Raw genomic sequence first — 25,505 nt, 5'->3', positions numbered from 1 at the left:
AATCGATCCAAGTGCAAGACACATACGTAACCAGATGAATGCGCCTCCATACCTGATTTCTGGAAACCTTCGAAATTACATATTGACGACCATGATCCTTTGGCTGGTCGTCTATTTGTTATCCCGGGTGTTGTTATCCCGAGTGCCGAGCTCGCCGTCGACTTCATCGGCGATTTCGGTGCTGGCAGCGGTAGTTATGGATTCGTCCTGCCAAATTTCCTCTAGCTCTGCAGATAGCTCGGCTTCCTCTTGGACATGATTGGGGTCTGGGTTATTTGCGTTCATGGCCTCAGTCTAGCCATGAACGTGCAGGAGTAAAGGGGTGATTGAAAAATAATTTCATCGGAAACTTTCCTAGTCAGATTCGAAAAATGAACCTTGCGACGATCCGGTTTGAACTTTTCTTGCGAAAAGTGGTTGACGCTTCAACTTCATTAGTGTCATACTGGTATCAGCAAAACAAATTGAGGCGTCAACTACTTGGCGGCCCGACGAAAGGATGTAGACATGACTGCAACTGCACTGACCACCGGAACCTGGAACCTCGACGCATCGCACTCCGAGATCGGCTTCTCGGTTCGCCACGCAGGCATCTCCAAGGTGCGCGGCAGCTTCACCGAGTTCGATGCAACCCTGACCACCGGCGAGACCCTGGCCGACTCTTCGGTTGAGGCAACCGTCCAGATCGCATCGGTCAACACCAAGGATGCCAACCGCGACGCTCACCTGAAGGGCGAGGACTTCTTCAACGCTGAGCAGTTCCCAACCATGACCTTCAAGTCCACCGCAGTCAAGGGCGACGCCGGAGAGTTTGTTCTCGTTGGCGACCTGACCATCCGCGGCGTGAGCAAGGAAGTTGAATTCGAAGCTGAGCTCGGCGGCGAAGCTGTTGACGCCTTCGGTGCAACCCGCGTTGGCTTCTTCGCATCGACCACCATTTCCCGCAAGGAATTCGGCATCACCTGGAACGCAGCACTGGAAGCCGGTGGCGTTCTGGTCAGCGACAAGGTCAAGATCGAAATCGACGCTTCGTTCGTACTGGCAACCGCAGAGTAATAGTTTCCCGAAAGCCGTCATGGGGATGACGGCGTAAGGGCCGATACCGGAAAGCCCCGGCTCACGAAAGTGAGCCGGGGCTTTGCCGTTAAGAGCGTAATTGCGAGGTGCCTAGAACTCGCTGAATGAAGGTTCCATGGAAAAGGCGAGCAAGCCGAGGAACATGAAAGCGAAATACGCAACCCAAAGGATGCCGAAAATGGTGCCGATCCAGCCGGTCACCTTGCCGACCGTGGCTGCCGTGTTGAATCCCCTCTCGGCTTTGTTGGCTTTGGAAATAGCAATCGGCCCAAGAATCACGCCTGCAACGAAAAGGGACAAGATGCCAAGAATCATCGAAGTCTGCGCCAACTGGGCGCCTTCGAAATGGGCTGCAGGCGGATAGCCGAAGTTGCCCGGGGGATATGGGCCCGGCTGGCCGTGAGCCTGCTGGTTGTAGTACGGCTGCTGAGGCACCCCATTGAGCTCGTAGTAGCCAGGCTGCTGGTACTGCTGGTTCTGCCCCTGCTGTCCCGAAGAATAAGGGTTTCTCGGTTCTTCGCTTGGACTGGTCATGACAACCTGCTTTCCGTTCGTGAAGCTCATGCGCCTAGTTCAAGATTCTCTCATGCAGATGGCCAAAGCGCCTGAGCAATAGGAACTTTCCGCAACGAAATGAAGGCTCGAACCTGCCAGGATGCCTAGCTTGCAGGATGCTTTCGGCGCCAGAGCGCATGGGTGCCGGTCGCCAACGCCACGAGCAGCAGGCTGAATGCCAACCCGAAGCCGAAGATCTGGCCGTAGCCGCCATGCTGCGCCAGATCCGCGGTGAGGTAGGTCGCCGCAGAAGCTCCGGCAAACAGGGCAAAGACGAAGAGCGAAACGGTGGTGGCCCTCGCGTCTGGCGAGATATCGGTTGCCCAGCCCTGCATGGACGAGTGCATGATGGCATTCGTGGCGCCCAGCAGGAATGCCGTGACGGTGTACGAGGCAGGGTATGGTGCGAATGCTGAGGGGAGGAACGCCGCGCAAAGCACCAGTCCGCCAGCGCCGATAAGCCACGTTCGGCTGAAACGTGCCACCAATCGGCGCATCAAGCGCGCGCCCAAGATGACTCCCACAGCGAAAGCGCAGCCCAGCGCTCCGGCCAGGCCGATGGAGACACCTGATTCCTGCAAGGCCGGGACGATATAGGTCAGCAAGCCCATCAGCAGGCCGCCTTCGAGGAAGACGATGCTGTAGAGGGCCAAATTCATTGGACGCAACGCGGCATGGAAATTGAACCCGGACCGGGAACGCTCCGGCTCCGCGGACTTCCGCAGGGAATACAGGGCAGCAATGCAACCGAGTGCAGGCAAGAAGAACACCAGCCGCCAATTGGCATAGGACGCCAATGCTCCCGAAGCCAACGTCGCCAAGGTCGTGCCCAGCGAGGAATAGACCTGCAGATCGGAAAGGCCCCGCGCGCGTTCTACACCGGTGCGGGTATCGCCCAACAGCGTCAAAAGGGTCGGGTACAGCGCTCCGAACATGAGCCCGGAGATGGAGCGGGCAATGAGCAGCGGCAGGTAGTTGGTGAACAGGATGCTTGCGATTGCGGCCAGCGCGGCTCCGATGAGCGCAGCACGCAACACCGCCAAGCGCCCGAAGCGGTCACTGAGCATGCCCCAGATCGGCTGGCCAATGGCATAGAACAAGGCATAGGACGCTACCAGTTGGACCGCTTGCGCGAAGCTGAGCGAGGTGCCGACCGACAAAGCGACCAGCATCGGCGGGGTGCCATAGCGGTCGAAGAAGGAGAGGAAGCCTATGAAGCGCAAAGCAGAATCGGGAACGCCATGTGCCCCAGACTGGAGGTCCTGATCTTGCCGCATTCCGGCCTTTCGCATCTATTTCTTCTGCTTACCTACCCATGTAAGCAGAACGCGCCCTGCACAACTGCCATTCATGACAGTGGTGCAGGGCACAAGACGAGCCGCACGTCAGGCAGTCACCACGGTTCCGGCCATGAATCGGGCGAAGAACTCCGTCAGAGCCGAGGTGCCGTCCAAGGGCAGCACCATGGAGACGTACTGGTCCGGGCGAACGACCACCAGTGCCCCGGTGGCACGGTCGATGCCGCGAACCTCGTAGATTTCCTCCCGCCGTCAACCAGCTGCGAGGCAAAGGCCTTTTCATAGTCGCGCAGGCCGTACTTGCCCTTGGCCGGAACCAGCAGCGCCGGCAGATCCGCAACGGTGGTCTCGGTGTGCGAACCCTGGTGCACGCTGCGCAGGTCGAACACAGCGTCGACATCTGCGCCGGCAGGCGTGAACCGCCGCAGCGGCGAGTTCGGGTCCTGCGCCAGGAACTGGATCAGGGCATCGTAGTTCGGCGAGGCACCTTTGGCATCGCGGTCCGCGAAGGCGTACAGGCGCCACCGTCCATCTGCTTGGGCGGTGTGGCCCAAGCCGATGCGCTGCGCATCGGCAATGCGCGTGACATCCGAAGAGTGGAAGCGCTCGCCGACGGGGAAGCCGGCAGCCAGATGCTGGTGCTCGGTGCCGCCAGTGAGCAGCGAGGGCGTGTAGCGGGTGCCGAAGCCGGCGGTGAACTGGCCGCCGCGCTGGAATTGCTCCTGGATCTGGTCTGGATCCAGCCCGCCTGCTTCGGGCTTGCCGGGATCCTTGGGCGCGGTGGACATGGTCTTGGACCAGTGGGTGTCGAAATCGATCAGTTCCTGGGCGATGGCCTGGCGTTCTTCGGAGTAGGTGCGCAGCAGCGAGCTGTGGGCGCGGCCTTGCAGCACGGCGGCCAGTTTCCAGCCGAGATTGAAAGTGTCCTGCATGGAAACATTCATGCCCTGGCCGGCCGTGGCCGAGTGGGTGTGGCAGGCATCCCCGGCGATGAAAATGCGCGGTGACGTATCCGGGGCCGCATTGGCATCCAGGTCATCGAAACGGGCGGCCACGCGCTGGCCGACTTCATAGACTGACCACCATGCGATCTCCTTCACGTCCAGCGAGTAGGGGTGGATGATCCGCTGCGCGGTGGCAATCAGCTGGTCCGAGGTGAAGCGGCTGCGCGCCTCGCGGTCTTCTGGGTCCAGGTCTCCCATGTCCACGTACATGCGGACCATGTATCCGCCCTCGCGTGGGATCAACAGGATGTTGCCGCCATCGGCGGACTGGATGGCTGCCTTGAAGCGGATGTCCGGGAAGTCGGTGGTGGCCAGAATATCCATGACGCCCCACGCATGGTTGCGGGCATCGCCTTCGAGCTTGATGCCCAGGGACCGGCGCACAGCGGACCGGGCACCATCGGTGCCCACCACGTACTTGGCCTGGATCTGCTGCTCTTCGCCGTTGCGCCGGACGGTGGCCGCCACAGGATAGTCCCCGTCATTGGTGTTTTCCACGGAGATCAGCTCTACTCCATAGTAGGGAGCTGTACAGCTTGGGCTCTTGGAGGCCTTGTCGAAGAGGAAATCCTGGAGGCGGGCCTGGTTCACGATCAGGTGCGGGTATTCGCTCAGGCCCTCGGCAACGTCCTTGACCCGGCTATTGCGCGTGATCTGCGAACGGTCTTTGGCATCAGGGCCCCAGAAGACGGTCTCGTTCACGCTGTAGCCTTCGCGCAGCAGGCGGTCTGCCAGGCCGAAGGCGTTGAACATTTCCACCGTGCGGCAGGCGACGCCATCGGCGTGGCCCATCAGCAGCGGTTCGCCATTCTTCTCGATGACCAGGGTGTGCAGGTCGCCGAACTCGGCGAGCTGCGCAGTCAAGATGGCCCCGGCCGGACCGGTTCCGGCGATGAGCACATCAACTTGAGTGGGGAGTACCTCCGGGTCGTGCTCGCGCTGCGCTGGCTGGATATCGGGGCTTCCGGTGCGGAAGCCATTGAGGTAGTACTGCATGTTCGGCCTTTGCAGGTTGACAGCGTCGTGATGCCGCTGTGGAAAGGTAAAAGGATTGCCTTGAGGCTATTGCTTTTCCGCGATCTCAGGCCATGTTGTTCTGCAGAGCAGAATTCTGGGCCATGCTGCGCACTTCGGAGCGGGCCGCATGCAGCGCGTAAGCTCGGAGCATGCAGTTCAAGAGATACCGCCGGAAGCGGCCGTCCTATCCCATTGCCTCGGTGGATAATGCCTTGGCCCTGCTTGAGTTGCTGCGCGATTTCGGCACCCTGCGCCTGAGTGATGCGGCGCTGGAATTGGGCATCTCGCGCTCCACGGCCCACCGGCTGCTGGCCATGCTGGTGTACCGCGGTTTTGCCGACCAGGATGCCGCTCATCGATACATTCCCGGCCCGGCCTTGGGCGTGGCTCCGGCGGGAATGAGGTGGACGGCAGAGCTGCGTCGCCGCGTGCATCCGCACCTGCAGGCACTGAGCGATTAGCAGGACGAGACCGTGAACCTGATGGTCCGCGCGGGCACGCAAGTGCGCTTCCTGGCCACCGTACAAGGCTCGCGCGCCGTGCGCGTGGGGGACCGGCAAGGCGAGGTGATGCCGGCGCATTCCGCCTCGGCTGGGAAGGCCATGCTCGCCCAGCTGGGTCTCCCAGCGGTCAAGGACCTGTATCTTTTCGAATCGAAGATCAACGGCACCGACTTCCCGCAGTCCTGGTTTGCCGGTTTCGAGCAGGAGCTTATTACGGCCAACCGGCGGGGCTTTGCCGTGAACTTGGAAGAGACCGAAGTCGGCGCCAACGCATTGGGCGTGGCCATCCGGGACGGGGCCGGCGAGGTGGTCGCGTGACTGAGCGTTTCGATCCCGCCGGTGCGCTTCCGCCAGATGTTCGAGGCTGGGCTGCCCTCGGCGGTCTTCGCGGCGCGTGAGCGCATTGAAGCCGGCTTGGAAGATTTCATTGCCGGGCAGTAACCGGCAATGGCAGCTGGAAGGCATTAAAAACTCGCGGCCGGTTCCCTGGAGGTTTAGGAGGGGAACCGGCCGCGATAGCTTGGTGAGCTGGCCTTAGAGGCCGCGGACCATCAGGACGTCCAGCGTACGCGGGCCGTGTACGCCTTCGACGCGTTCCAGCTCGATATCACTGGTGGCCGACGGACCGGAGATCCAGGTCTGCGGACGGGTGATCGTCAGCCGAGGCATGGCTTCCGGAAGCAGGCGCACGATCGAGGAAACCGGCACGATGCACACATGGTGATCTGGCACCAGCGAGATCGCGCGGCGTCCCTGGTTCGGCTCGCCGTCAAGGATGATGGTGCCCGACTCGGCAACCGACACTGCCGAGGAAGTGACCACTGCGCTGGTTTCATCCAGCTCGGCGATGCCCAGGCGTGCGCCCGGGGCATCCACGCGCTGCTCAACGCTCTCGCCCAGCGCGGAGAGCCAACTGGTGTCCAGTCCGTGCGGGTAGACGACGCTGGAGGCGCCGGCCAGCTTGGCGGCCACGAATTCCGGGATCTGCGCGGCGTCGATGACGTCCACTCCGGCCTTGTAATCCACCAGGCGGTCGACCAGCAGCTCGATGAGCTCGGCTTCTCCCATGTCCGAGGTCTTGCGGTATTCGCGTGGAACTTCGGGCGCGACGGGCGCATCGGCTAGCGCCGAGCGGATCCGCCCGAGGATTTCGTCTTTTGCGCTCACTTGGACTCCTTTTCGTCGCTCCACCAGTCGCGGAAGGACTTGCTTGGCGGGGCTGGAATGTCGCGGCTGGCGGTCCAGCCTGCGGCGATGCCCGGAAGCTTCTTGATCTTCTTGTCCTTGCCGGACACCAGCCGGCCCAGCGGCAGGGCTTTCTCGAGCAGGCCAATGTTCTTGCCCTTGCCCAGTGCCCAGGAGCCGCCCTTCATCAGCAGATCCATTTGGGTAGGGATCTTGTGCTTGTCGCGGTTGGCATCCACATCGTCGCCGCGCAGGTGCACGAGGATTTCAGGGATGTTGATCTTCACCGGGCAGGCGTCGTAGCAGGCGCCGCACAGCGAGGACGCGTACGGCAGGGAGCCGTTTTCCTCGACCTCGATGCCGGTCAGCAGCGGGGAGAGGATCGCGCCGATCGGGCCCGGGTAGGTGGAGCCGTAGGCGTGGCCGCCGGTGCGCTCGTAGACCGGGCACACATTCATGCAGGCCGAGCAGCGGATGCAGTTCAGTGCGGTGCGGCCGAAACGGTCGGCCAGGGCCCGGGTGCGGCCGTTGTCCAGCAGCACGATGTGCACGTTCTGCGGGCCGTCGTCTTCGCTCACACCGGTCCACAGCGAGGTGTAGGGGTTCATGCGCTCGCCGGTGGAGGAGCGCGGCAGCAGCTGCATGAAGACCTCGATGTCTTCCCAGTGGGGGAGGACTTTCTCGATGCCCATGACGGTGATCAGGGTTTCCGGCAGGGTCAGGCACATTCGGCCGTTGCCCTCGGATTCCACGACGCCCAGGGTTCCGGTGTCGGCCAGCGCGAAGTTCGCGCCGGATATGGCGACCTTGGCGGCGAGGAACTTCTTGCGCAGATGTTTGCGCGCGGCCTCGGCAAGCTTGGCCGGCTCATCGGTGAGGTTCGGATCCACCACCGGCATTTGGCTCAGGAAGATGTCGCGCACCTCGGTGCGGTTCTTGTGGATGGCCGGCACCAGGATGTGGCTCGGCTTGTCGTGTCCCAGCTGGACGATCAATTCGGCGAGGTCGGTCTCGAAGGCTTCGATGCCCTCGGTTTCCAGGTGCTCGTTCAGGCCGATTTCCTGGGTGGCCATGGACTTGACCTTGACGACCTCTTTCGAGCCGGTGGCCTTGACCAGCTCGGTGACGATCTTGTTGGCTTCGGCCGCGTCGCGGGCCCAGTGGACGATGCCGCCACGGGCGGTGAAGTTCTTCTCGAACTCCTCCAGCCGCTCTTCGAGGTTGGCCATCGTCAAGTTCTTGATGGCGCTGCCGGCGTCGCGCAGCTCTTCCCAATCAGGGAGCTCGCCGACGACGTTCAGCCGCTTGTCGCGAATGGTGTGGGTGGCGTGGCGCAAGTTCTTGCGCATCTGGGTGTTGCCCAGTTCGCGGTGCGCCGCCTTGGGGAATGGCTCGGTCTCGAACAGGTTGCCCTGCCCGCCGGCAGGCATGCCGAGGAATACCTGGGTCACAGTGACACCGTCTCTTCCATGGTGCTGGCCAGGATATCGGCCAGGTGCAGGGTCTTTGGCTTGGCTCCGGTGCGCGAAAGGCCGCCGCCGATGTGCATCAGGCAGGAGGCGTCGCCGCCTGCGCAGGCCGAAGCGCCGGTGGAACAGATGTTCTTCATCTTGTCTTCGAGCATCGCCGAGGAAACATCGGAGTTCTTGATCGCGAAGGTGCCGCCGAAGCCGCAGCACTGGTCGGCTTCCGGAAGCTCGTTGACGGTGATGCCGCCAACGGTCTTGAGCAGATCCAGCTGGCGGTCGCCGAGCTTCAGCGAACGCATGCCGTGGCAGGAAGGGTGGTAGGTGATGGTCTGCGGGAAGTAGCTGCCCAGCTGCTCTGCCGCGTTGGTGATTCCCAGGACATCCACCAGCAACTGGCTCAGCTCATAGGTGCGCTTGCCGATGGCAACTGCGCGGTCCTTCAGCTCGGGCTTGCCCAAGCGCTCGGCCAGATAGGGGTGCTGGTGCTTGACCGAAGCGACGCAGGAACCCGAGGGGGCGACCGCGACGTCATAGTCTTCGGTGTCGAAGGCGTTGATGTGGTTTTCGACAACGGGCAGCGCTTCAGGCATATAGCCGGAATTCATATGCATTTGCCCACAGCAGGCTTGCGCCTTCGGGAAAATGACTTCATGGCCCAAGCGTTCCAGGATTTTCACGGTCGACTTGGCGGTTTCCGGATACATAGCATCCACAATGCACGTGGCAAAGAGAGCAATTCGCATAATAAATGACTCTTTCAAAGTGTGGTCAGACCATACTATTCCACACACTTCTTGATAGTCAAGACTTGTTGTGATGGCTCTCACCTTGTACTCTTGGTGGTCGGACCACATATGGTCAGACCATCTAGAGTAAGGACGCCCACACCGTGTTTACACCCACCACGGATCCAATTGCCGGGAGCATTGCTGTCTCAGCACTCGTCGCACTGATCCCGCTTCTCGCTTTCTTCGTGCTCCTCGCGGTGATCAAGGTCAAGGCCCACTGGGCCGGCCTCGGCTCGCTCGCCGTTGCCATCATCGTCGCGATTTTCGGCTGGAACATGCCGGTTGGATTGGCACTGAACTCCGGGCTGATGGGCATGGTGTTCGGCGCCTTCCCAATCGTCTGGATCGTTGTCATGGCGATCTTCCTCTACCAGGTCACCGTCAAGTCCGGACGTTTCGAGGACCTGCGCCGCGTATTCGACGTCATCGGCGGCGGCGACGTGCGCATCCAGGCCGTGCTGATCGCTTTCTGCTTCGGCGGCCTGCTCGAAGCGCTGGCCGGCTTCGGCGCACCGGTGGCGATTACCGCCACCATGCTGCTGGCACTGGGTCTGTCCCCGCTGCGCGCTGCCTGCGCCGTGCTGATCGCCAACACCGCCCCGGTAGCCTTCGGCGCCGTGGCCATTCCGATTACCACCGCCGGCGCGCTGACCGGCATCCCGGCTGCCGACATCGGCGCCATCGTTGGCCACCAGTCCCCGCTGCTGGCACTGTTTGTCCCATCGATCCTGGTGCTGATCCTCGATGGCTGGCGCGGCATGCGCCAGACCCTGCCGGCAACGCTGACCATCGGCATTTCCTTCGGTGTCGCGCAGTGGCTGTGCTCCACCTACTTCTCTTACGAGCTGACCGATATCGTCGCCTCGCTGATCGGCCTGGCCGCTGCAGTAATCCTGCTTCGCTTCTGGACCCCGAAGGGCGCCGACGAAGCACGCCAGCGCGTACTGACCGCTGAAGCCGCTGCGCTTCCGCACGAATCGAACACCAAGCTGCACGCAGGCAACACCTGGATGGCTCTGTTCCCATACCTGCTGGTCATCGTCATCTTCGGCGTGGCCAAGCTGTGGAAGCTGGGCGTCGACATTCCTGCATGGCTGGCAAGCACCGACATCAAGTTCGGCTGGCCGGGCCTGGATGGCAAGATCCTGAACGCCGAAGGCGAAGCGGTCACCTCCACCGTCTACAACTTCCAGTGGCTGTCTTCCCCGGGCACCCTGCTGCTGATCACCGGCCTGATCGTGGCCCTGGTCTACTCGTTGAACGACGGCAATGGCGAATACAAGATGACCTTCGCCGAGGGTGCTGCCGAAATCGGCAAGACCATCTACAACATGCGCTTCGCGGCACTGACCATCCTGTCGGTCCTCGGCCTGGCCTACGTGATGAACCTGTCCGGCCAGACCATCACCATCGGCACCTGGCTGGCGGGAACCGGCGCGTTCTTCGCCTTCCTCTCGCCAATCCTGGGCTGGATCGGCACCGCAGTGACCGGCTCGGACACCTCGGCCAACGCGCTGTTCGCCAAGCTGCAGCAGACCGCTGGCGTCAATGCCGGCATCGACCCGAACCTGCTGGTTGCCGCCAACACCTCCGGCGGCGTGGTCGGCAAGCTGATCTCCCCGCAGAACCTGGCCATCGCCGCCACCTCGGTGAAGATGGAAGGCCAGGAATCGGTGATCCTGAAGAAGGTCGCCGGTTGGTCCGTAGGCATGCTGCTGGTGCTGTGCTGCCTGGTTTACCTGCAGTCCACCCCGGTGCTCTCCTGGATGCTGCCATAGTCCTGACGGGCTAAAATAGATCCGATGTCAATGAACCCAGCTCCGCGTGCGTACCAGATCGTTCTCCAGGCAATTGAAGAAGATCTGCGCACAGAGAAGCTATCCGTAGGCGACCAGCTTCCCGGCGAGCGTGCGCTCGCGGAGCGGCATGGGATTTCGCGGGCTTCGGTCCGCGATGCCATCCGCATCCTTGATGTGATGGGCATTATCAAGACGTCTACCGGCTCCGGGCCCAACTCCGGAGCGGTGATCATCTCCAACCCTTCGGCCGGCATTTCGCAGGCCTTGCGGCTGCACTTGGCGGCCAAGGGCATCAACGTCCGCGAGATCGTCGAGTCGCGCATTCTGCTGGAAACCTGGGCCGCGCAAATGAATCCCCGCGACCCGGTCTACGCCCAGCAGGTGATCGACCGCACCGCGGTGCTGATCATGCGCATGGACGATCCGCAGCTTTCGCGCGAAGCTTTCCACCGCATTGACGCCGAGTTCCATGTGCTCCTGGCTTCCATGGCCGGCAATTCGGTGGTTGAATCCATGATGGAATCGCTGCGCAATTCGATCAGCGACTATGTCTCGGACTCGGTGCCCAGCGACGAGGCCTGGCAACCGGTGGTGCGCGTGCTGCGCCGCCAGCACAAGGCTATCCACCACGCATTCGCGACGAACCAGCGCGAGCGCGCAGCGCAGCTGCTCGAAGAGCACATCAACTGGTTCTACTCGCAGACGCGGTAGGGATAAGCAAGAATTCAGCACGCGCATGGCGCCCCGGATAACGGTTCGGAATTTTTCCGATCCGGCCCCGGGGCGCCATTGCCGCATCTGCTAGCTGGCGATGCTCACCGCAGTGGTCACCGGTACCGGGTTGGCGAACAGATCCAGTACCGGGCAGTGGGCATCCACTGCCTGGCGCAGTTCTTCATAGCGTTCGGCCGATTCGGGGCCGGTGATCTGGATGTCCAGTTCCACCGACGAGAAGCCCGGGCGGATGGACTTGTCAATGCCGAAGAGGCCACGGACATCGAGGTGGCCGTTGGCCTGGATCTTCACCTCGTCCACCTGGATGCCGAGGTTTTGCGCGTACAAGCGGTAGACCACAACCTGGCAGGAGATCAGCGCGCCGAGCGCATATTCCACCGGGCTTGCCGCGACATCATTGCCACCCAGGGCAGCTGGTTCGTCGACCTGGAAAGTGTGCTTCCCGGAGACAATGTTGCTGGCTACCGAATCGAACCCCTCGCCCTCGACGGTAAAGGTCAATTTGGCGCTTTGCGGGGCCGCCGAGATGCGTTCGCCCCAGCCCTTGCCTGCTTCCTGCAGGCGCTGTGCGCGGTCTTCGGATACGGTCAGGGTAGATGCTGCATTAGACATGAGGAATTAATCCCCTTTCTGGCGCAAGGGGCGCCATCGCTTACGCACCTTGGCGTTCAAGATGCGTCGAATCTTCACCTGGGGCACCCCGCACAATGACGCAGGAGGGTTGCCGTCCACTCAGCCAGGGCTCAAAGAGCGGAACTCGTGATTCTGTGGTTCTTTTCTATCGGCTGAGGTGCCAGCGCGTAAAGGGCAGGGGTAACTTTTCGTCATCGGGCAACTTGTCTGGCTGCTCGCTAAGATGGAATCGAGCTCTCGGGCACCCATTGCACGAACAATGAACGGCGAGTATGGAATTCCAGCTGACACTTTCTGCGGCCCAGACCTTGGTGACCGAATCTGAATACAACCTGGGCCAGTTCCTCTGCGATTCCGGAAAAGTGGAGATCGCCCACCGCGACATGAAGCCGGGATTTTCCCGCATTTCCGCATTGGTGCTGCGCGAATCGGTGATGGCCGAGCTGCAAATCAACCGCGGCAATATCAGCTTCACCAGCTTCTGCAGCAAGCATCCGGGCGTTCAATCCTGCGAGGATGTCGCCGCCTTGCTCATTGAAGTCACCACCGAAGAAGACCAGGGCTTCTTCGTCTCCGACTCCGGGGTGGACCCTTTCGCATGGAAACGCAACAGCAAGCCGCAGTGGGAACGAACCCTGGACCGTCTGCTTCCAGCAATTCCAGATGAGCAACTGGTTGACGAGGAACCGCTGGGATTGATCCTGAAAGTGGTCAGCGAACCCCGTTACGGAGGCGCGGACGCGCTGACCTTGCAGGCGCGGCCGGCCCGCCAGGGCACCAAGAGCCCTTGGGTCCAGACCGGAGTCAGCTGGCGCAATGTCGCCTTCGATGAGCGCTTCTCCAAGAAGCAGCGCCGAGCGGTCGTTGAACTGGACCGGCTGCGTGAACACGTGGAACAGAGCACCTACCGGCATTCGTGGGATCCCAAGGACTGGATCTCGCTGATGGATCTGCCTGGCCAGGACCTGCTGGATGCCTTCGAAGCCCTGCGTGACGCCGGAGTGCAGATCGTCAACGGCGGTTCCGCTGCCAAGCTCCCGGTGGAATTCAGCGAGATACCAGCCATGGCCCACGTGGATGTGCGCCGCACTGAACAGGGCCTGCGCATGGAAGGCAAGCTGCGCGGGCCGCGCGAAGAGCACCACCACCTCTTGCCGATCGGTACGCCACCGACCCTGCTGGCCTACGCCTCCAGCCCCTTGCCGAAGGCCAAGGAACTCGGATTGGCGCAGTTCGCTGAACCTGTCTCGAAGGAACTGGCGGCGTTCATCGACTCCGGTGCGCACATCATTCCGGATGGAGCCATCGATCTTTTCGAGACCCAGCATCTGGACCGATTGCGCGTGATGGCGCCGCTGAAGAGCGAAGATGGCAGCTACCGCATCCCGGTTCCCGCGCGCCCCAGCCTCAAGCTGTCCTTGGAAAGCATCCTAGCCCCGCTGACCGTGCGCTATTCCTGGGAGTACTCATCTAAGGGGCCTCGCCAGCATGCCGTGGAAAAGGAAATTGCCGCTTCGGTGCAGGACAAGCTCGGCGAGCTGGGTTTGCTGGGGCAACTGACCTCATCAGGAATTTTCCCTCCGAAGAAATTCAGCACCTCTGAGTCCATCGACTTCCTGGTCCACGCACTGCCGCTGCTGGAAGAGCATCCCGATGTCATCATCGAGGAGCAGAATCGGCTGCCGAAGTACCGGATCAGCGATGCCCCGGCGACGGTCAGCGTCGAAGCGGGTGAAAGCACGGGTGACTGGTTCGACCTGTCCGTGGAAGTGCTCCTCGGCGAGATCAAAGTGCCGTTCGCGCTGCTGCTCGAAGCCCTGACCAAGCAAGATGAGTATCTCATCCTCGATGACCTGACGGTGATCCCGATTGATGGTGCGGATTTTGCCCAGCTGCGCCAGCTGATCGCCGAAGCCGAGGAGCTGGGCACGGTGCAGGGCGATACGATTCGCATCCACAAGTTGAGCATCGACTGGTGGCAGGAACTGGTGGATCTGGGAATTATCGAAGCCCAGCACAACCAGTGGCTGCAGACCATGAAGGCATTGCAAAGCGGCGAGGAGATGAAGCCTGTTGAGCTCTCGGATACCTTCAATGCGCAGTTGCGCCCCTACCAGAGCCACGGCCTGTCCTGGCTGGACTTCTTGCGCACCCACGGCCTGGGCGGAGTCCTCGCCGACGACATGGGTCTGGGCAAAACCGTCCAGCTGCTGGCCTGCCTGGAACAGGCGCGCATTGAAGATCCCAGCCAGAGGTTCCTGGTGCTTGCCCCTACCTCGGTGGTGGGCAACTGGATCAATGAGGCTCAGCGTTTTGCCCCGCAGATGAGCGTCACCGGCATCACCTCAACCGCAAAGAAAAGCGGCCAGGATTTGGCTGCGCAGATCGGTGATGCGCAGCTGGTGGTGACCAGCTATACGATCTTCCGCTTGGCCTATGAGGATTTCGAGGCCGCCGGATTCAACGTGATGATCATGGACGAGGCCCAGCAGCTGAAGAACCACGCGTCCAAGGGCTACAAGCAGGCCCGGCAGCTGCCGGTGCCGTGCAAATTCGTGGTCACGGGCACGCCCATGGAGAACAACCTCATGGAACTGTGGGCGTTGGTCTCGTTGGCCGCACCTGGCCTGCTGGGCGGTGCGAAGTCCTTCAAGGACAACTACCAGAAGCCAATCGCCGACGGGGACCAAGAGCGGATGGAACGCTTGAAGAACCGTCTGCGACCATTCGTGCTGCGCCGCACCAAGGAGAAGGTGGTTCCCGAGATGCCGGCAAAGACCGAACAGGTCCTGGAAGTCGAGCTGGAGCCAGGGCACCGGAAAGCCTATGACCGCCGCTTCCAGCGCGTGCGGCAAGAAGTGCTGGGCCTGGTTGACGACGTCGATTCGAATCGCTTCCAGATTCTCCAGTCGCTCACCTTGCTGCGCCAGCTGGCTTTGGATCCCTCGCTGGTGGGCGAAGGCAATGCGCCCAGCGCGAAGCTGGAAATGCTGCGCGAGCTCATGGGGGATGCGGTTTCCGAGGGACACAAGATCCTGGTCTTCAGCCAATTCACCAGCTTCCTGTCCAAGGCACGCGACGTCGCCGAGGAACTGGGCATTGAGCACGGTTACCTTGACGGCTCCACCAGTGGACCGCGGCGCAAGGAACTGATTGACGGTTTCAGCGAAGGCAAATTCCCGGTCTTCTTCATCTCGCTGAAGTCCGGAGGATTCGGCATCAACCTCACCTCAGCGGACTATTGCATCCTGCTTGACCCGTGGTGGAACCCCCAGGCCGAAGCCCAAGCGATTGACCGTGCCCATCGCATCGGTCAAACCCGGCCCGTCTATGTGTACCGTTTGGTAGCCAAGGACACCATCGAATCCAAGGTGCTCGCGCTGCAGGCCAAGAAGACGCAGCTGTTCAACGATGTCTTGGGAGACACCGCCGAGGGATCTCAGAGCGCGGCGCTTTCTGCCGATGATTTCTTGGCACTGATGGATTGATGCGCAAAAAGCCGAAGCCTTGGAAACCATCTGGTTTCCAAGGCTTCAGCTGCATGGGGAGTATTAGAGAATCTCGTCAAAGCTGTGGTTGAGACGATGCAGGAGTTCTCCGAAGTTCTTCAGTTCGGATGCTTCCCATTCCTTGAGCTGGCGGCGCAGTTCCTGACGCAGCGTGTTGCCACTCGAACGCCATTTTTCCTTGGCTATATCTGTTGCCGAAACCAGCTGGGCCCGGCCATCGGAAGGATCCTGGGTACGGGTGACAAGGTCCAAGGATTCAAGGTGCTGCACGAGGCGCGATATGGTTGCCTTGTCCAAGCGCAGCTTCTCTGCGAGCGATCCCTGCTGCTGGGCCTCGTCACGGATGACCACTGCAAGCAAGCGGTACCCTGGGTCCTGCAGATCCGGGTGGATGATCTTGGCACGGCGGATCAGCATCTGGCGGGCACGCAATAAGATGGCGGTGAATTCTTCTTCGACCGTCTGCATCAATTCTTCTTCTTGCATATCTCCTATTCTAATCAGTGTTTCGCACGGGCAGGCAGTTCGCGTAGCCATCGATATTCGCACAGATCTCCTGCGCCCGGCGGGTGAAGGTGTCGTTCGAACGGCCTACGCTGAGTTGACGGGACGGCCATCTGGCTGTGTACGCTGCCTTGAAATAGGATCGGTGCGGACTACGCCCCTGCCGATCTCTGCCGGAGCGGGTGGCTTCTGCCAGCAAAGCGCTTATTGCAGTGGCTCGCTCGGCATTCAGCGAAGCTGAATGCGGGCATACGGTCCATGGACGATGGCCCCAGTGCGCAGTAGGTTGGAGGCAGCAACGGCAAACGATTCCAAAAGGTTGACGCTTCAACTAATGATTGGTAGGTTTGAATTATGACTCAGCGATCCGATACCCCTCCCGTCCTCTTCCTCAGCCACGGTGCTCCGCCGCTGGCCGATGACCAGCGCTGGACCAGTGAACTGGCCGATTGGTCCGGCACCTTCGAGAAGCCCAAAGATATTCTGATGATCTCCGCGCACTGGGAAAATGCCCCGGTGACGCTGAGCGCGACCCGGCAGAAGAACGAATTGGTCTACGACTTCTGGGGCTTTGACCAGAAGTACTACGACGTCCGCTACGACGCGCCCATGGCACCGGAACTGGCCAATCAAGTCAAGCGACTGACCTCCGCCTACGGGCACCACGTGGAGCGCGATGAGTCCCGAGGCCTGGACCACGGCGCCTACGTGCCGCTGAAGGAAATGTTCCCGGATGCCGACGTGCCGGTGGTTCAGATGTCCATGCCGACTCTGGATCCCTCGGGGCTTTTCGATTTGGGCAAGTCCTTGGCCCCCTTGCGGGATAGGGGAACCCTGATCGTCGGCTCCGGATTCACCACCCATAACCTGCGCTGGTTCAACCCGGCCGGTGGGCCGGACGTAGCCCCGCCAACGGCCTCCAGCGAGTTCGACCACTGGGCCGAAGAGGCCATGGCCCGCGGCGACGTGGATTCCATCCTGGACTTCCTGCACAAGGCTCCGGCAGCGCGCGAAGCACATCCGCGCTCGGAACACTGGGCTCCGCTGTACGTTGCGCTGGGAGCTGCCTACGCCTCGGGCGGCATCGATGCCAAGACCGCTATTGACGGTTTCTGGTATGGGCTGTCCAAGCGCTCCTGGACCTTGAGCTGAACAGTCTTGCTTAACGCGGCAAACGCGGCACCGATGGGTGCCGCGTTTGCTGTGTTAATAGGGATCTAGTTGGTTTGAATAACTAGCTGGTGGCTACCGCTGCATCATCGATGCGGAACAAGGTGGCCTGCCAGCTGTCTTCCACGCCCTTGAAGCGCAGGGTGACGGTCTTGCCGCGGAAGTTGCCCAGGTCAACGGTCTGCAGTTCGTAGTTCGAGCTGGCGTCCAGGTTGGACCAGGTCCCCATGTTGTAGGTTCCGTAGCCGTCCAGGACCTGTACGGTCAGTTTGTCATACTGGCTGTAGGCAGTAGTTTCGTTGGTCAGCACATGCAGGTAGAACTCCAGCTGCGCAGCGGAGGCATCTGCCGGGATGGTGACCTTCTGGTCCAGGGTGTAGGTGTTGGAGTTGCCCCAGCCATTGAGGCCAGCCAGGCCGTTGCCGGAACGGGCAGCCGGGCCTGTCTCGAAGGTGTCGGCGCGGTTAGCAGTCCAGTATTCCGAACCATTCTCGAAGCCCGCGTTCTTCAGCAGGTTGCCGCTTGGCTCCGGATCCGGGGTTGGCGTGGGGCCGGTGCCTTCCATGGCGCTCATGATCTTGGTAGCATCCACCAGACCGGCACCGCAACCGATGCTGCAACCGCCTGGCATCGCGCGGGTGCCTTGCTTCAATGCGGTTTCCACTGCGGCCGGGGACATCGACGGGTCGACCGACTTCATCAGCGCGACCATGCCCGCTACGTGCGGGGTGGCCATGGACGTGCCCTGGTTGAAGGTGTAGCCCTGGCTGGACGGGGTGGTGGTGCCGGTGTTGATCGTGGACAGCACGCCCTGGCCAGCGTAGCGGGTGTCGCCGCCTGGCGCGGTGACATCAATGGCCGAGCCGTAGTTCGTGTAGTACGACGGAGCGCCCGATGGGTTGCTTGCCGCTACGGTAATGACGTTCTCGCAGTTGGCCGGGCGGGAATTCGAAGCGTTCTGGCTTTCGTTGCCGGCGGCAACAACCACCGACGTACCACGGGACACCGCCGAGTTGATGGCTGCCTGGTAGGTGGAGCCGCACGCGCCGCCACCGCCAAGCGACATGTTGATGGTGTCAGCCGGAGTCGGGTTATTCGGAACGCCTGGGACCGAACCGCCAGAGGCCCAGATGATGGCATCGGCGATGTCGGAGAGGCTGCCGCCGCACTTGGCCAGGACGCGCACCGGCTGGATCTTGGCATCCGGAGCAACACCAGCCACGCCGCTGGAGTTGTTGGTGACCGCGGCTACGGTGCCGGCCACGTGGGTGCCGTGCCAAGAGGAGCTGCCCGAGTAGCTGCCGCCGCATTCACCGGCGGCGTACCAGTCGCCCTCATCCTGCGGGTTGGCGTCCCGGCCGTTGCCGTCGCGGGCCGACTCGGAGCTGGAGACGAAGTCGTAGCCGGAAATGACGTTGGCATTCAGGTCGGAATGCGAGGTAATGCCGGTATCCAGGACAGCGACGATGCTGCCTTCGCCGGTGGCGACGTCCCACGCCGACGGCAAGCGCATGCCGTTGGTGCCGCTGTAGTGCCACTGCTCGCCGTAGCGGGTGTCGTTGGGAGTCATGGAGATCTTCATGATGGCATCTGGTTCCACCGATTCCACGAGGCCGGACTGCGCGATATCGGCCATGAACTCCTTAGCACTATCGCCCTTGAGTTTCTTGTCGGCCTTCACCACGAAGCTGCCGGTGGCCATGGCGCGCATTTCCTTGACGGACACGCCGGCTGCCTTGGCTGCTTTGCCCCAGGCCTTGGCGCGGGAGGACTTGCCCGCTTCCTTGGCTGATGCCTTGTAGGTGACGATGAACTTGTCGTAGGCTTCGCCTGATTCAACCGAACCGATCTTGACCTTGTTGTCTGCGCTGGCTTTGGGGAGGGACTTTTCAGCGGGAATCGGAACGGGGGAGGCGGTGGCCGGCAAGGCGCCGATGCCGAAGCCGCTCATGCCGATCACTACGGCCGCCGAGACGGCCAAGGTCCTCCGAAGAGGGGTGGAAAAACGTGCCATTGATGTTCTCCTTATTGGGGTTTTTGGGCGCACAAAAGTCGGTGATCAATCGATGTGGTGTGTGCCGGTAGGAGCGTAACTGCTCTCCAACTCCTAAAGGAAGTACTTCTCGAATAAATCTTTTATATTCACGCATGTACTAAAAAGGTGTTTCACATATTTTTAGGGCTTGATCCGGACGAAAACGCGGATCTGCACAATGAACGGATGTTATTTGGCCAGCGGAGTGGGAAAAATTTTCAGATCCGATCTGACTAAGACATACATGTGATGCGATATCTGATTCGGAATAATTTATTCATGGCATTCAAAGGCGGTTCCAGATGGATTTCCTCGGTTCGAGAATCATCCGATGATGCGTAAGTGGGTGTGACTAAAAGCCTAATTCATTGAATAATGTGTCTTTAGGCAGGCGCGGTATGGAACGGGTGCCCTCCAGCTGTTGCCGGCAGGCGATCATGGACTAGTGGAACGTACAGCCGATGTGGCGCGGAATCCAGACGCCTTGCGTGAAGGCCGCATCATGCGAGCAAAATGATTTGTCGCGGAGCTACGGTGGTTGCAGACGACGTAGGCTGAAGCTGATGGCTAAGGGAGAGGGAATCGATGGTCCAAGGCGTGTTAGCAGTAGACGGCGGGCAGACTGGTATCAAGATCCGCTTCGAACACCGCGGCGAGATCAACGAGCTGCGCTTTCCCGGCGTGCAAACCAACGAGCCGGTCCCGCCGCAACTGGCACGAGCTATCCGCCACGCGCTGGCCGAGACCCCCGGAGTAATCACGATGATTGGTGTCGGCACCACCGGCCTGGTGAAAGCCGAACACGACGCACGGCAGCTCTTTGAACTCATCGGATCCCCAGAGATCACTGATATTGCGCTGGCGCATGATTCGGTGACCAGCTATCTCGGAGCAATGGGCGACCGCCAAGGCGTGGTTGTTGCCGCCGGAACCGGCGTTGTCTCACTGGCAGTGGGCCCAGGCTCGGTAGCGCGAGTCGATGGCTGGGGCTACATCATGGGAGATGCCGGCAGCGGCTATTGGATAGGCCAGCAGGCAATGAGCGCCGCCATGCGGGGCTTCGACGGCAGAGGGCCAGCCACTGCGCTGACCGACGAACTCGCGCGGCTCTGGCCCGACCTGACCGAGGCTTATATCGACCTGCAGGCCATGCCCAACAGGGTGGCAACAGTAGCCGCCTTCGCCCAGAACGTCGCCCAGCTGGCGGCCACCGATGACGTAGCCGCCGAAATCTGCGCGCGGGCTGGAGAGGAATTGGCTTGCTCCGCCGCGGCGGCAGTGCGCCGCGCGGGACTGGAACAGGACGCCGGTCCGCTCCCGGTGGCGGCCATAGGGGGAGCACTCGCCGGGAAATACGTCAGGAACAGCTTCGAGCAGCAGCTGCAGCTGCTCATCCCGACTGCAAGCGTCCAGGACTCGACGGGCAATGGGCTGGATGGGGCCCAAGGTCTGGCGCTCTTGCCGGAGGACCACCCATTGCATCAGCTCGTATCGCGCTTTCGTGCGCAGCCGTAAGTCGCGGACAGCGGTGAACACGGGCCATCAAATAGGTGCTGGCAAACAATAAGTGACAAGATTAGCTCAGAACCTAGTGATTATTAAGGAGTCATCGTGAGTTTCCGAGTTGGTCCCGTAGATCTTGTCCCAGAAGGCGAATCGCTGCTGGTTGAAGCCAAAGACAGCGGCGCAAGCGAAGACATCGCGATCTTCCACGCCGACGACGGCAACTTCTATGCCCTGCAGGATGAATGCACGCACGAAGTCGCGTCGCTATCCGATGGCTGGATCGAAGACTGCACGGTGGAGTGCCCATTGCACTCATCGAGCTTCGACTTGAAGACCGGCAAGGTGCTGTGCATGCCAGCTACCGTAGATGCCCGGACCTACACGGTGAACGTTGTGGATGGCTTCTTGGAGCTTGAAGTCTAGATGCCTTCCGTGCACATTATCGGAGGCGGGGTCGCCGGATACACCCTGGCCCGGCATCTGGTGCAGCAGAACTACCCCGGATCCATCAAGATCAGCGATGCCCAAGGCCTGCCCTATGACCGCCCTCCGCTGAGCAAATCCCTGCAGTTTGAACCGTTTGCACCGCTGTCCTGGTACCAGGACAATAATGTCGGGCTGATCCAGGAAGAGGTGGAGCGCCTGCAGCTGCCCCAGGCGGCCGATGACTGGGTGGTGCTGGCGACCGGCACCCGGCCCAAGGCATTGGAGATCCCCGGCGGGCACCACGCGCGCAGCCTGCACAGCGCGGCCGACGCGGCCTGGATCTCCGAGGTCCTGGAATCCGGGATGTTCGGCCAGAGAGTGCTGGTCATCGGAGCGGGACTGGTCGGGGCCGAATTCGCTTCCACCGCCAAGATGCTCGGCGCGCAGGTCACCCTGGTTTCCAACTCCAACGCGCCGCTGGCCCATGTGCTGGGCCAGGAGCTTGCCGAACAGCTGCACGCAGACCATGCCAACCACGGCATCACCACCGTGACCGGTGCGGTCACGGAGCTCGGTCCGAACCATGCCCTGGTCAACGGCCAGCGCCATGAGGCAGAGCTGATCGTGGCGGCCATCGGAGTCGAACCTGAAACCGCGCTCGCCGAGCAGCTGGGCCTGGAGGTGGATGACGGGATCCTGGTGGATGCGCAGCAGCGGTCGCTCAGCTGCCCGCAGGTGCTGGCCATCGGCGACGCCGCCCGGGAAGAAAACCAGCCGCGCACCGTGCATTGGGAAGCCGCGATGGAAGATGCAGCCCAGGCGGCGGCGACGATCATGGGCACTGCCGCTGTGCAGCGATCGGTATCGTGGTTCTGGAGCGACCGCCACGAAATGCACGTGGAAACGGTCGGCGACTTCAGCCAGGCCGCCAGCACCGTGACCCGCCTGAACCGGCGAGGCAAGATCCAGATGGTCTTCGGTCTCGATGCCAATGGCTCATTGGTGTCAGCCTCGATGATCGATGGAGGCCTGATGGCCAAGGCAGTGAAACGGCTGATCGCCAAGTCAGCCACCCCAAGCATTGAACAATTCAAGGACCCAACCGTGGGTCCGCGCGAGTTAGGCCGGTAGGAAACTTATGAGTGCAGCCGAACCGATGGACGTTCCCGCGGCCCTGCGGACGCCCATCAAACGAGTTGGCCCCGGCTGGATCGCCGCGGTGGTCATTGTCCACATCGGCATCAATGTCGGCTTCTTCGCACCGATCCAGGTGCTGCTCGGCTTGCACGCCGAACAGCTGGACGCCAGCCAGAAGAATGCGATTCTTTCGCTGGTCACCGGTGTCGGCGCGGCCGTCTCGTTGGTAGCCAACCCGCTGTTCGGCGCCCTGAGCGACCGCAGCACCTCGAAATTCGGGCGGCGCATTCCGTGGGTGTTCTTCGGAACAATCTGCGCTGCACTGGCCCTGCTGCTGATGTCGACAGCGCACACCGTCAGCACGCTGGTCATCGGCTGGGCGCTGATGCAAGCGGCCGGCAATGCAGCATTGGCAGCGATCTTCGCGGCCATCCCGGACAAGGTGCCGGTGGAACAGCGCGGCATGGTTGGCGGGCTGGTGGCCCTAGGACAAACCTGCGGTTCGCTGATCGGTGCAGTGATCGGCATGGTCGCTGCCAGCAATCTGGTCTTCGGCTACGCGATTGTCGCAACCGCCGTGGCGATTTGCTCCATCCCTTTCGTGCTGATGCGCCAAGACGTCGCGCTGCCCAAGGGCGCGCTGGAGCCGCTGAAGCCGCTGGAATTCCTGCGCAGCTTCTGGATCAACCCGGTCAAGCACAGCGATTTCGGCTGGGCCTGGCTGACCCGCTTCCTGCTGTATCTGGGCTGCCAGCTCTGCCTGGTCTACCTGCTGTTCTTCCTGCAGGACGCCATCAAGCATCCGGAGCCGGCCCAGGGAGTGCTGGTGCTGACGGCGATCTACGCCTTCTGCGTCATCTTCTCCTCGGTGATTTCCGGCAAGCTGTCGGACAAGGATGGCAAGCGCAAGAAATACGTCATCCTCTCCTCGGTGATCGTGGCCGCCGCGGCAGGCGTACTCACCTTCGCTACCTCGTTCACCACCGCCATCATCGCCGCAGTGCTCCTGGGCATCGGCTTCGGCGCGTATCTGGCGGTGGACTTCGCGCTGCTGACCCAGGTTTTGCCGAATGCCGATTCTCGCGGCAAGGACCTGGGCATGATCAACATTGCCAACTCCCTGCCTCAGGTGGTCGCGCCGCTGATCGCCTGGCTGACGGTGACCTGGTTTGGCGGCTACCGGACCCTGTTCCTGTGCTCGGTGGTGATCAGCCTCCTCGGCGCCGTGCTGGTACGCCAGATCAAGAGCGTTCCGTAAATCCTGGGCCAACCAGCTTGCGGCATCGTGCAGCCCGCCGGCCAGGAAGCTGCGCGTCGCCGGGAACTGGTGGGGAAAAGCGCCAAGGGGCGCCATCCGAGGTCGTATGATGAATCCAGCGATCCGCAATAACGAGGAGCAGGTGCGGCCGAATGCCACTGAATGAACCAGGACGGGAAAGCCGTGCGACGCAGCTTGACGGCATTGACCGCAAGTTGCTGGCGCTGCTGGCGAAGAACTCGCGGCGGACCAACAACTCCCTGGCCGAAGAGCTGGGCATCGCGCCGTCGACCTGCCTGGCGCGCTTGAACGCCTTGCGTGATTCGGGAGTCATCTCGCGCTTCACCATTGAAGTGGACCCGGCGGTGCTGGGCCGCGAATTGGAAGCGCTGATCTTCGTGAAGATCCGGCCCGGAGCCCGTCACCTGATGTCGAACTTCGCCAATGACATGCGAAGCAAGCCCGGGGTGCGGCAACTGTTCTTCCTCGGTGGTGCCGACGACTTCGTCCTGCACGTCGCGGTGCGCAACTCCTCGGACGTGCGCCAGTTCGTGCTCGACAACCTTTCTGCGAATCCCGCAGTCGCGACGACGCAAACCTCGCTGGTGTTCGAACACGGACACGGCAGCGGAGAGTTCTGACCCGCATTCTTGCCGTTTCTCGACCGTTCGGTGTTCGCAGGAGCGGTCTGCCTCACGGCATTGCTCGAAGAAACATGCTAAACTTGATGTTCTTCTCTTAGCATGGCTGCGGCCCGTTGGCCGCTGGGGACCGGTTCTCCAGCACGGCAGTGGAACCTGCCGCAGCTGCGACTGAATGAATGGGGAGGTTGAGAAGTCCATGAATTTTGACGCAACTCTGATCACCGCAGTGGTGACGTTGATTGTTCTGGCCGTTGCAACTGCTGTGCTGGTCATCCGGTACAAGCGCACTCATCAGGCGGAAATCCGCCAGGCGCTGGTTGCCAAGGCCCGCAAGCGCGGCGTTGCCTCGCCGGAAGACCTGTCGAACCACGACCTGGCATTGCAGATCCGCGCAGCGAAGCGCCAGCGCAAGCAGGACGGCAAGGATCTGAAGACCGCATAGGGTTTGGCCCTTTGCGCTGATCGTGCTGAGCCCCAGTCCACTTTTGGACTGGGGCTCTGCCGTGCCGCCAACCATTTCACGCGCTGGTCTGCGCATTTATCGACGACGAATAATCCATGAAATGGCATCATTCGCAATTCCCTGTGACCTGCGAAATACCAGCCAATAACTAACCCGGAACAATTATTGGAAACTATGCTCCCCGTCACCAGAAAAGTCGATCTAGCCCCAGAATCATGCGGATTGCATCACAAGGTCGTGTGGGCTTCTGAACAAACCACTTCTCAATAGATAAATGGTCGGAAATGATGGATATGACTGGAAATGCGCAAAATGATAATTCTTTAGGAGCAGCAGCAATGGCCTCGATCCCACTCGGTGAAGACATCCTCTTGGCACGCCACGGCGCCAACATCGTCAAGCTTCGCCAGGATCGCAAGAACCGCATGACTGTTGCCTATTTGCGCAGCGGGGCAATCGACACTGCCTCGAATCTGCTCACCGCTCCGGTTCCCGCATTGACCCCGGCAGCCAGCTTCACCGAAGGCGCAGCTCGCTACCTGAACGATGAAGCCGAGATCAGCCGCGGCGAGGTCCGTTCGCTGGTCAAGATCTCCCTGGGCTTTTCTGCCCTGATGGGCGTCGTGTTCGGCGGACTGGTCCTGGTGTTGTACAAGGTCGGCGGCAACGAAGCGCTCCAGTCGCTGAGCTACATGAGCGCTGTACAGTAGCTTTCCAAAGCATCTTCAGAAGACGGGATCCCGGGGCAACTCGGGGTCCCCTTTTTCGTGCGTCCCCGATTGGCATCGGT

At 61.4% G+C, this 25,505-nt stretch carries 24 protein-coding genes, 1 pseudogene and 1 riboswitch; of the genes and pseudogenes, 14 read left to right on the top strand and 11 right to left on the bottom strand.

Features of this window, described 5'->3' with window-relative positions; translation table 11 throughout:
* Positions 1-111 precede the first annotated feature (111 nt).
* Positions 112-285 carry a hypothetical protein gene (locus tag ATK23_RS16360; protein ID WP_157066391.1) on the bottom strand — a complete coding sequence of 58 codons (174 nt, stop codon included), beginning with the start codon at positions 283-285 and terminating at the stop codon, positions 112-114.
* A 222-nt stretch (positions 286-507) separates the two neighbouring features.
* Here ATK23_RS16360 and ATK23_RS10755 point away from each other — a divergent pair, with 222 nt between their 5' ends.
* A complete protein-coding gene (locus ATK23_RS10755; RefSeq protein WP_066141696.1) occupies positions 508-1,056 on the top strand; it encodes a YceI family protein in 549 nt (182 codons plus the stop codon).
* A 111-nt stretch (positions 1,057-1,167) separates the two neighbouring features.
* Here the strand turns inward: ATK23_RS10755 and ATK23_RS10750 are convergent, their stop codons facing one another.
* From ATK23_RS10750 to ATK23_RS10740, 4 genes and pseudogenes are all read right to left on the bottom strand, one after another.
* Complete coding sequence (locus ATK23_RS10750; protein WP_066141694.1) at positions 1,168-1,641, bottom strand: DUF4190 domain-containing protein; 474 nt, start codon at positions 1,639-1,641, stop codon at positions 1,168-1,170.
* A 95-nt stretch (positions 1,642-1,736) separates the two neighbouring features.
* A complete protein-coding gene (locus tag ATK23_RS10745) occupies positions 1,737-2,855 on the bottom strand; it encodes an MFS transporter (protein ID WP_245858367.1) in 1,119 nt (372 codons plus the stop codon).
* 162 nt (positions 2,856-3,017) lie between these two features.
* Positions 3,018-3,128: a hypothetical protein gene (locus ATK23_RS16835; RefSeq protein ID WP_456071320.1), complete on the bottom strand. Its 111-nt coding sequence runs from the start codon at positions 3,126-3,128 to the stop codon at positions 3,018-3,020.
* A 119-nt stretch (positions 3,129-3,247) separates the two neighbouring features.
* A pseudogene (locus ATK23_RS10740) lies at positions 3,248-4,930 on the bottom strand (FAD-dependent monooxygenase); the annotation flags it as partial.
* A 170-nt stretch (positions 4,931-5,100) separates the two neighbouring features.
* Here ATK23_RS10740 and ATK23_RS10735 point away from each other — a divergent pair.
* A complete protein-coding gene (locus tag ATK23_RS10735; RefSeq protein ID WP_100339269.1) occupies positions 5,101-5,412 on the top strand; it encodes a helix-turn-helix domain-containing protein in 312 nt (103 codons plus the stop codon).
* A gap of 12 nt (positions 5,413-5,424) precedes the next feature.
* The gene (locus tag ATK23_RS10730) at positions 5,425-5,772 is read left to right on the top strand and encodes an IclR family transcriptional regulator domain-containing protein (RefSeq protein WP_100339268.1); all 348 of its coding nucleotides are present in this window, start codon (positions 5,425-5,427) and stop codon (positions 5,770-5,772) included.
* Between the two features lie 216 nt (positions 5,773-5,988).
* Here ATK23_RS10730 and ATK23_RS10725 read toward each other — a convergent pair whose 3' ends face one another.
* From ATK23_RS10725 to ATK23_RS10715, 3 genes are read right to left on the bottom strand one after another with little or no spacing between them, the layout of a single operon-like run.
* Complete coding sequence (locus tag ATK23_RS10725; protein ID WP_038993305.1) at positions 5,989-6,621, bottom strand: LutC/YkgG family protein; 633 nt, start codon at positions 6,619-6,621, stop codon at positions 5,989-5,991.
* On the bottom strand, positions 6,618-8,069 hold the full coding sequence (locus tag ATK23_RS10720) for a LutB/LldF family L-lactate oxidation iron-sulfur protein (protein WP_066142521.1): 1,452 nt from the start codon (positions 8,067-8,069) through the stop codon (positions 6,618-6,620). The genes ATK23_RS10725 and ATK23_RS10720 overlap by 4 nt, the downstream gene beginning before the upstream one ends.
* 17 nt (positions 8,070-8,086) lie before the next feature.
* Positions 8,087-8,851, bottom strand: a complete 765-nt coding sequence (locus ATK23_RS10715) for a (Fe-S)-binding protein (protein WP_038993308.1) — start codon at positions 8,849-8,851, stop codon at positions 8,087-8,089.
* A 146-nt stretch (positions 8,852-8,997) separates the two neighbouring features.
* Here ATK23_RS10715 and ATK23_RS10710 point away from each other — a divergent pair, with 146 nt between their 5' ends.
* Positions 8,998-10,674, top strand: coding sequence for an L-lactate permease (locus tag ATK23_RS10710; RefSeq protein WP_066141689.1), 1,677 nt, complete (start codon positions 8,998-9,000; stop codon positions 10,672-10,674).
* A 24-nt stretch (positions 10,675-10,698) separates the two neighbouring features.
* Complete coding sequence (locus ATK23_RS10705) at positions 10,699-11,406, top strand: FadR/GntR family transcriptional regulator (protein ID WP_066141683.1); 708 nt, start codon at positions 10,699-10,701, stop codon at positions 11,404-11,406.
* A gap of 90 nt (positions 11,407-11,496) precedes the next feature.
* Here ATK23_RS10705 and ATK23_RS10700 read toward each other — a convergent pair whose 3' ends face one another.
* Positions 11,497-12,042 carry an OsmC family protein gene (locus ATK23_RS10700; RefSeq protein WP_066141679.1) on the bottom strand — a complete coding sequence of 182 codons (546 nt, stop codon included), beginning with the start codon at positions 12,040-12,042 and terminating at the stop codon, positions 11,497-11,499.
* Positions 12,043-12,073: 31 nt separating this feature from the next.
* A riboswitch (SAM riboswitch) is annotated at positions 12,074-12,195 on the bottom strand.
* Between the two features lie 140 nt (positions 12,196-12,335).
* Between ATK23_RS10700 and ATK23_RS10695 the strand changes: the two genes are divergently transcribed.
* Positions 12,336-15,551: a DEAD/DEAH box helicase gene (locus tag ATK23_RS10695; protein ID WP_066141676.1), complete on the top strand. Its 3,216-nt coding sequence runs from the start codon at positions 12,336-12,338 to the stop codon at positions 15,549-15,551.
* Positions 15,552-15,614: 63 nt separating this feature from the next.
* On the opposite strand, the gene ATK23_RS10690 is transcribed toward ATK23_RS10695, so the two are convergent.
* Positions 15,615-16,058 carry a MarR family winged helix-turn-helix transcriptional regulator gene (locus ATK23_RS10690; RefSeq protein ID WP_066141673.1) on the bottom strand — a complete coding sequence of 148 codons (444 nt, stop codon included), beginning with the start codon at positions 16,056-16,058 and terminating at the stop codon, positions 15,615-15,617.
* 372 nt (positions 16,059-16,430) lie between these two features.
* On the opposite strand from ATK23_RS10690, the gene ATK23_RS10685 reads away from it, so the two are divergent.
* A complete protein-coding gene (locus ATK23_RS10685; RefSeq protein WP_066141670.1) occupies positions 16,431-17,228 on the top strand; it encodes a dioxygenase family protein in 798 nt (265 codons plus the stop codon).
* 82 nt (positions 17,229-17,310) lie between these two features.
* Here ATK23_RS10685 and ATK23_RS10680 read toward each other — a convergent pair whose 3' ends face one another.
* Positions 17,311-19,260: a S8 family peptidase gene (locus ATK23_RS10680; RefSeq protein ID WP_066141667.1), complete on the bottom strand. Its 1,950-nt coding sequence runs from the start codon at positions 19,258-19,260 to the stop codon at positions 17,311-17,313.
* Positions 19,261-19,878: 618 nt separating this feature from the next.
* Here ATK23_RS10680 and ATK23_RS10675 point away from each other — a divergent pair.
* The 7 genes from ATK23_RS10675 to ATK23_RS10645 all read left to right on the top strand — a co-directional run bounded on the left by ATK23_RS10675 (position 19,879) and on the right by ATK23_RS10645 (position 25,425).
* Positions 19,879-20,796, top strand: a complete 918-nt coding sequence (locus ATK23_RS10675; protein WP_245858365.1) for an N-acetylglucosamine kinase — start codon at positions 19,879-19,881, stop codon at positions 20,794-20,796.
* 96 nt (positions 20,797-20,892) lie between these two features.
* The gene (locus ATK23_RS10670) at positions 20,893-21,210 is read left to right on the top strand and encodes a bifunctional 3-phenylpropionate/cinnamic acid dioxygenase ferredoxin subunit (RefSeq protein WP_066141659.1); all 318 of its coding nucleotides are present in this window, start codon (positions 20,893-20,895) and stop codon (positions 21,208-21,210) included.
* A 9-nt stretch (positions 21,211-21,219) separates the two neighbouring features.
* Positions 21,220-22,344: an NAD(P)/FAD-dependent oxidoreductase gene (locus tag ATK23_RS10665; RefSeq protein ID WP_211286065.1), complete on the top strand. Its 1,125-nt coding sequence runs from the start codon at positions 21,220-21,222 to the stop codon at positions 22,342-22,344.
* A gap of 7 nt (positions 22,345-22,351) precedes the next feature.
* Positions 22,352-23,608 (top strand): MFS transporter, encoded by a 1,257-nt coding sequence (locus ATK23_RS10660; protein ID WP_066141654.1) that lies wholly within the window; start codon positions 22,352-22,354, stop codon positions 23,606-23,608.
* 152 nt (positions 23,609-23,760) lie between these two features.
* Entirely contained in the window at positions 23,761-24,249 is a 489-nt protein-coding gene (locus ATK23_RS10655) for an Lrp/AsnC family transcriptional regulator (RefSeq protein ID WP_052254055.1), read from the top strand.
* 199 nt (positions 24,250-24,448) lie between these two features.
* The gene (locus ATK23_RS10650) at positions 24,449-24,694 is read left to right on the top strand and encodes a hypothetical protein (RefSeq protein ID WP_066141651.1); all 246 of its coding nucleotides are present in this window, start codon (positions 24,449-24,451) and stop codon (positions 24,692-24,694) included.
* Positions 24,695-25,053: 359 nt separating this feature from the next.
* Positions 25,054-25,425, top strand: a complete 372-nt coding sequence (locus ATK23_RS10645) for a hypothetical protein (RefSeq protein WP_066141649.1) — start codon at positions 25,054-25,056, stop codon at positions 25,423-25,425.
* Positions 25,426-25,505 lie beyond the last annotated feature (80 nt).

Source organism: Glutamicibacter nicotianae (assembly GCF_002797775.1).
Lineage (GTDB): Bacteria > Actinomycetota > Actinomycetes > Actinomycetales > Micrococcaceae > Glutamicibacter > Glutamicibacter nicotianae.
Note: the sequence above shows the minus strand (reverse complement) of the source record. Positions and strands in the feature narration are given on the sequence as shown.

Bases quoted from the DNA above. Each gene is read 5' to 3' on its own strand.
- ATK23_RS16360 (WP_157066391.1), bottom strand. From the start codon at position 285: ATGAACGCAAATAACCCAGACCCCAATCATGTCCAAGAGGAAGCCGAG.
- ATK23_RS10755 (WP_066141696.1), top strand. From the start codon at position 508: ATGACTGCAACTGCACTGACCACCGGAACCTGGAACCTCGACGCATCG.
- ATK23_RS10750 (WP_066141694.1), bottom strand. From the start codon at position 1,641: ATGAGCTTCACGAACGGAAAGCAGGTTGTCATGACCAGTCCAAGCGAA.
- ATK23_RS10735 (WP_100339269.1), top strand. From the start codon at position 5,101: ATGCAGTTCAAGAGATACCGCCGGAAGCGGCCGTCCTATCCCATTGCC.
- ATK23_RS10720 (WP_066142521.1), bottom strand. From the start codon at position 8,069: ATGCCTGCCGGCGGGCAGGGCAACCTGTTCGAGACCGAGCCATTCCCC.
- ATK23_RS10715 (WP_038993308.1), bottom strand. From the start codon at position 8,851: ATGCGAATTGCTCTCTTTGCCACGTGCATTGTGGATGCTATGTATCCG.
- ATK23_RS10705 (WP_066141683.1), top strand. From the start codon at position 10,699: ATGTCAATGAACCCAGCTCCGCGTGCGTACCAGATCGTTCTCCAGGCA.
- ATK23_RS10700 (WP_066141679.1), bottom strand. From the start codon at position 12,042: ATGTCTAATGCAGCATCTACCCTGACCGTATCCGAAGACCGCGCACAG.
- ATK23_RS10695 (WP_066141676.1), top strand. From the start codon at position 12,336: ATGGAATTCCAGCTGACACTTTCTGCGGCCCAGACCTTGGTGACCGAA.
- ATK23_RS10690 (WP_066141673.1), bottom strand. From the start codon at position 16,058: ATGCAAGAAGAAGAATTGATGCAGACGGTCGAAGAAGAATTCACCGCC.
- ATK23_RS10685 (WP_066141670.1), top strand. From the start codon at position 16,431: ATGACTCAGCGATCCGATACCCCTCCCGTCCTCTTCCTCAGCCACGGT.
- ATK23_RS10680 (WP_066141667.1), bottom strand. From the start codon at position 19,260: ATGGCACGTTTTTCCACCCCTCTTCGGAGGACCTTGGCCGTCTCGGCG.
- ATK23_RS10660 (WP_066141654.1), top strand. From the start codon at position 22,352: ATGAGTGCAGCCGAACCGATGGACGTTCCCGCGGCCCTGCGGACGCCC.
- ATK23_RS10655 (WP_052254055.1), top strand. From the start codon at position 23,761: ATGCCACTGAATGAACCAGGACGGGAAAGCCGTGCGACGCAGCTTGAC.
- ATK23_RS10650 (WP_066141651.1), top strand. From the start codon at position 24,449: ATGAATTTTGACGCAACTCTGATCACCGCAGTGGTGACGTTGATTGTT.
- ATK23_RS10645 (WP_066141649.1), top strand. From the start codon at position 25,054: ATGGCCTCGATCCCACTCGGTGAAGACATCCTCTTGGCACGCCACGGC.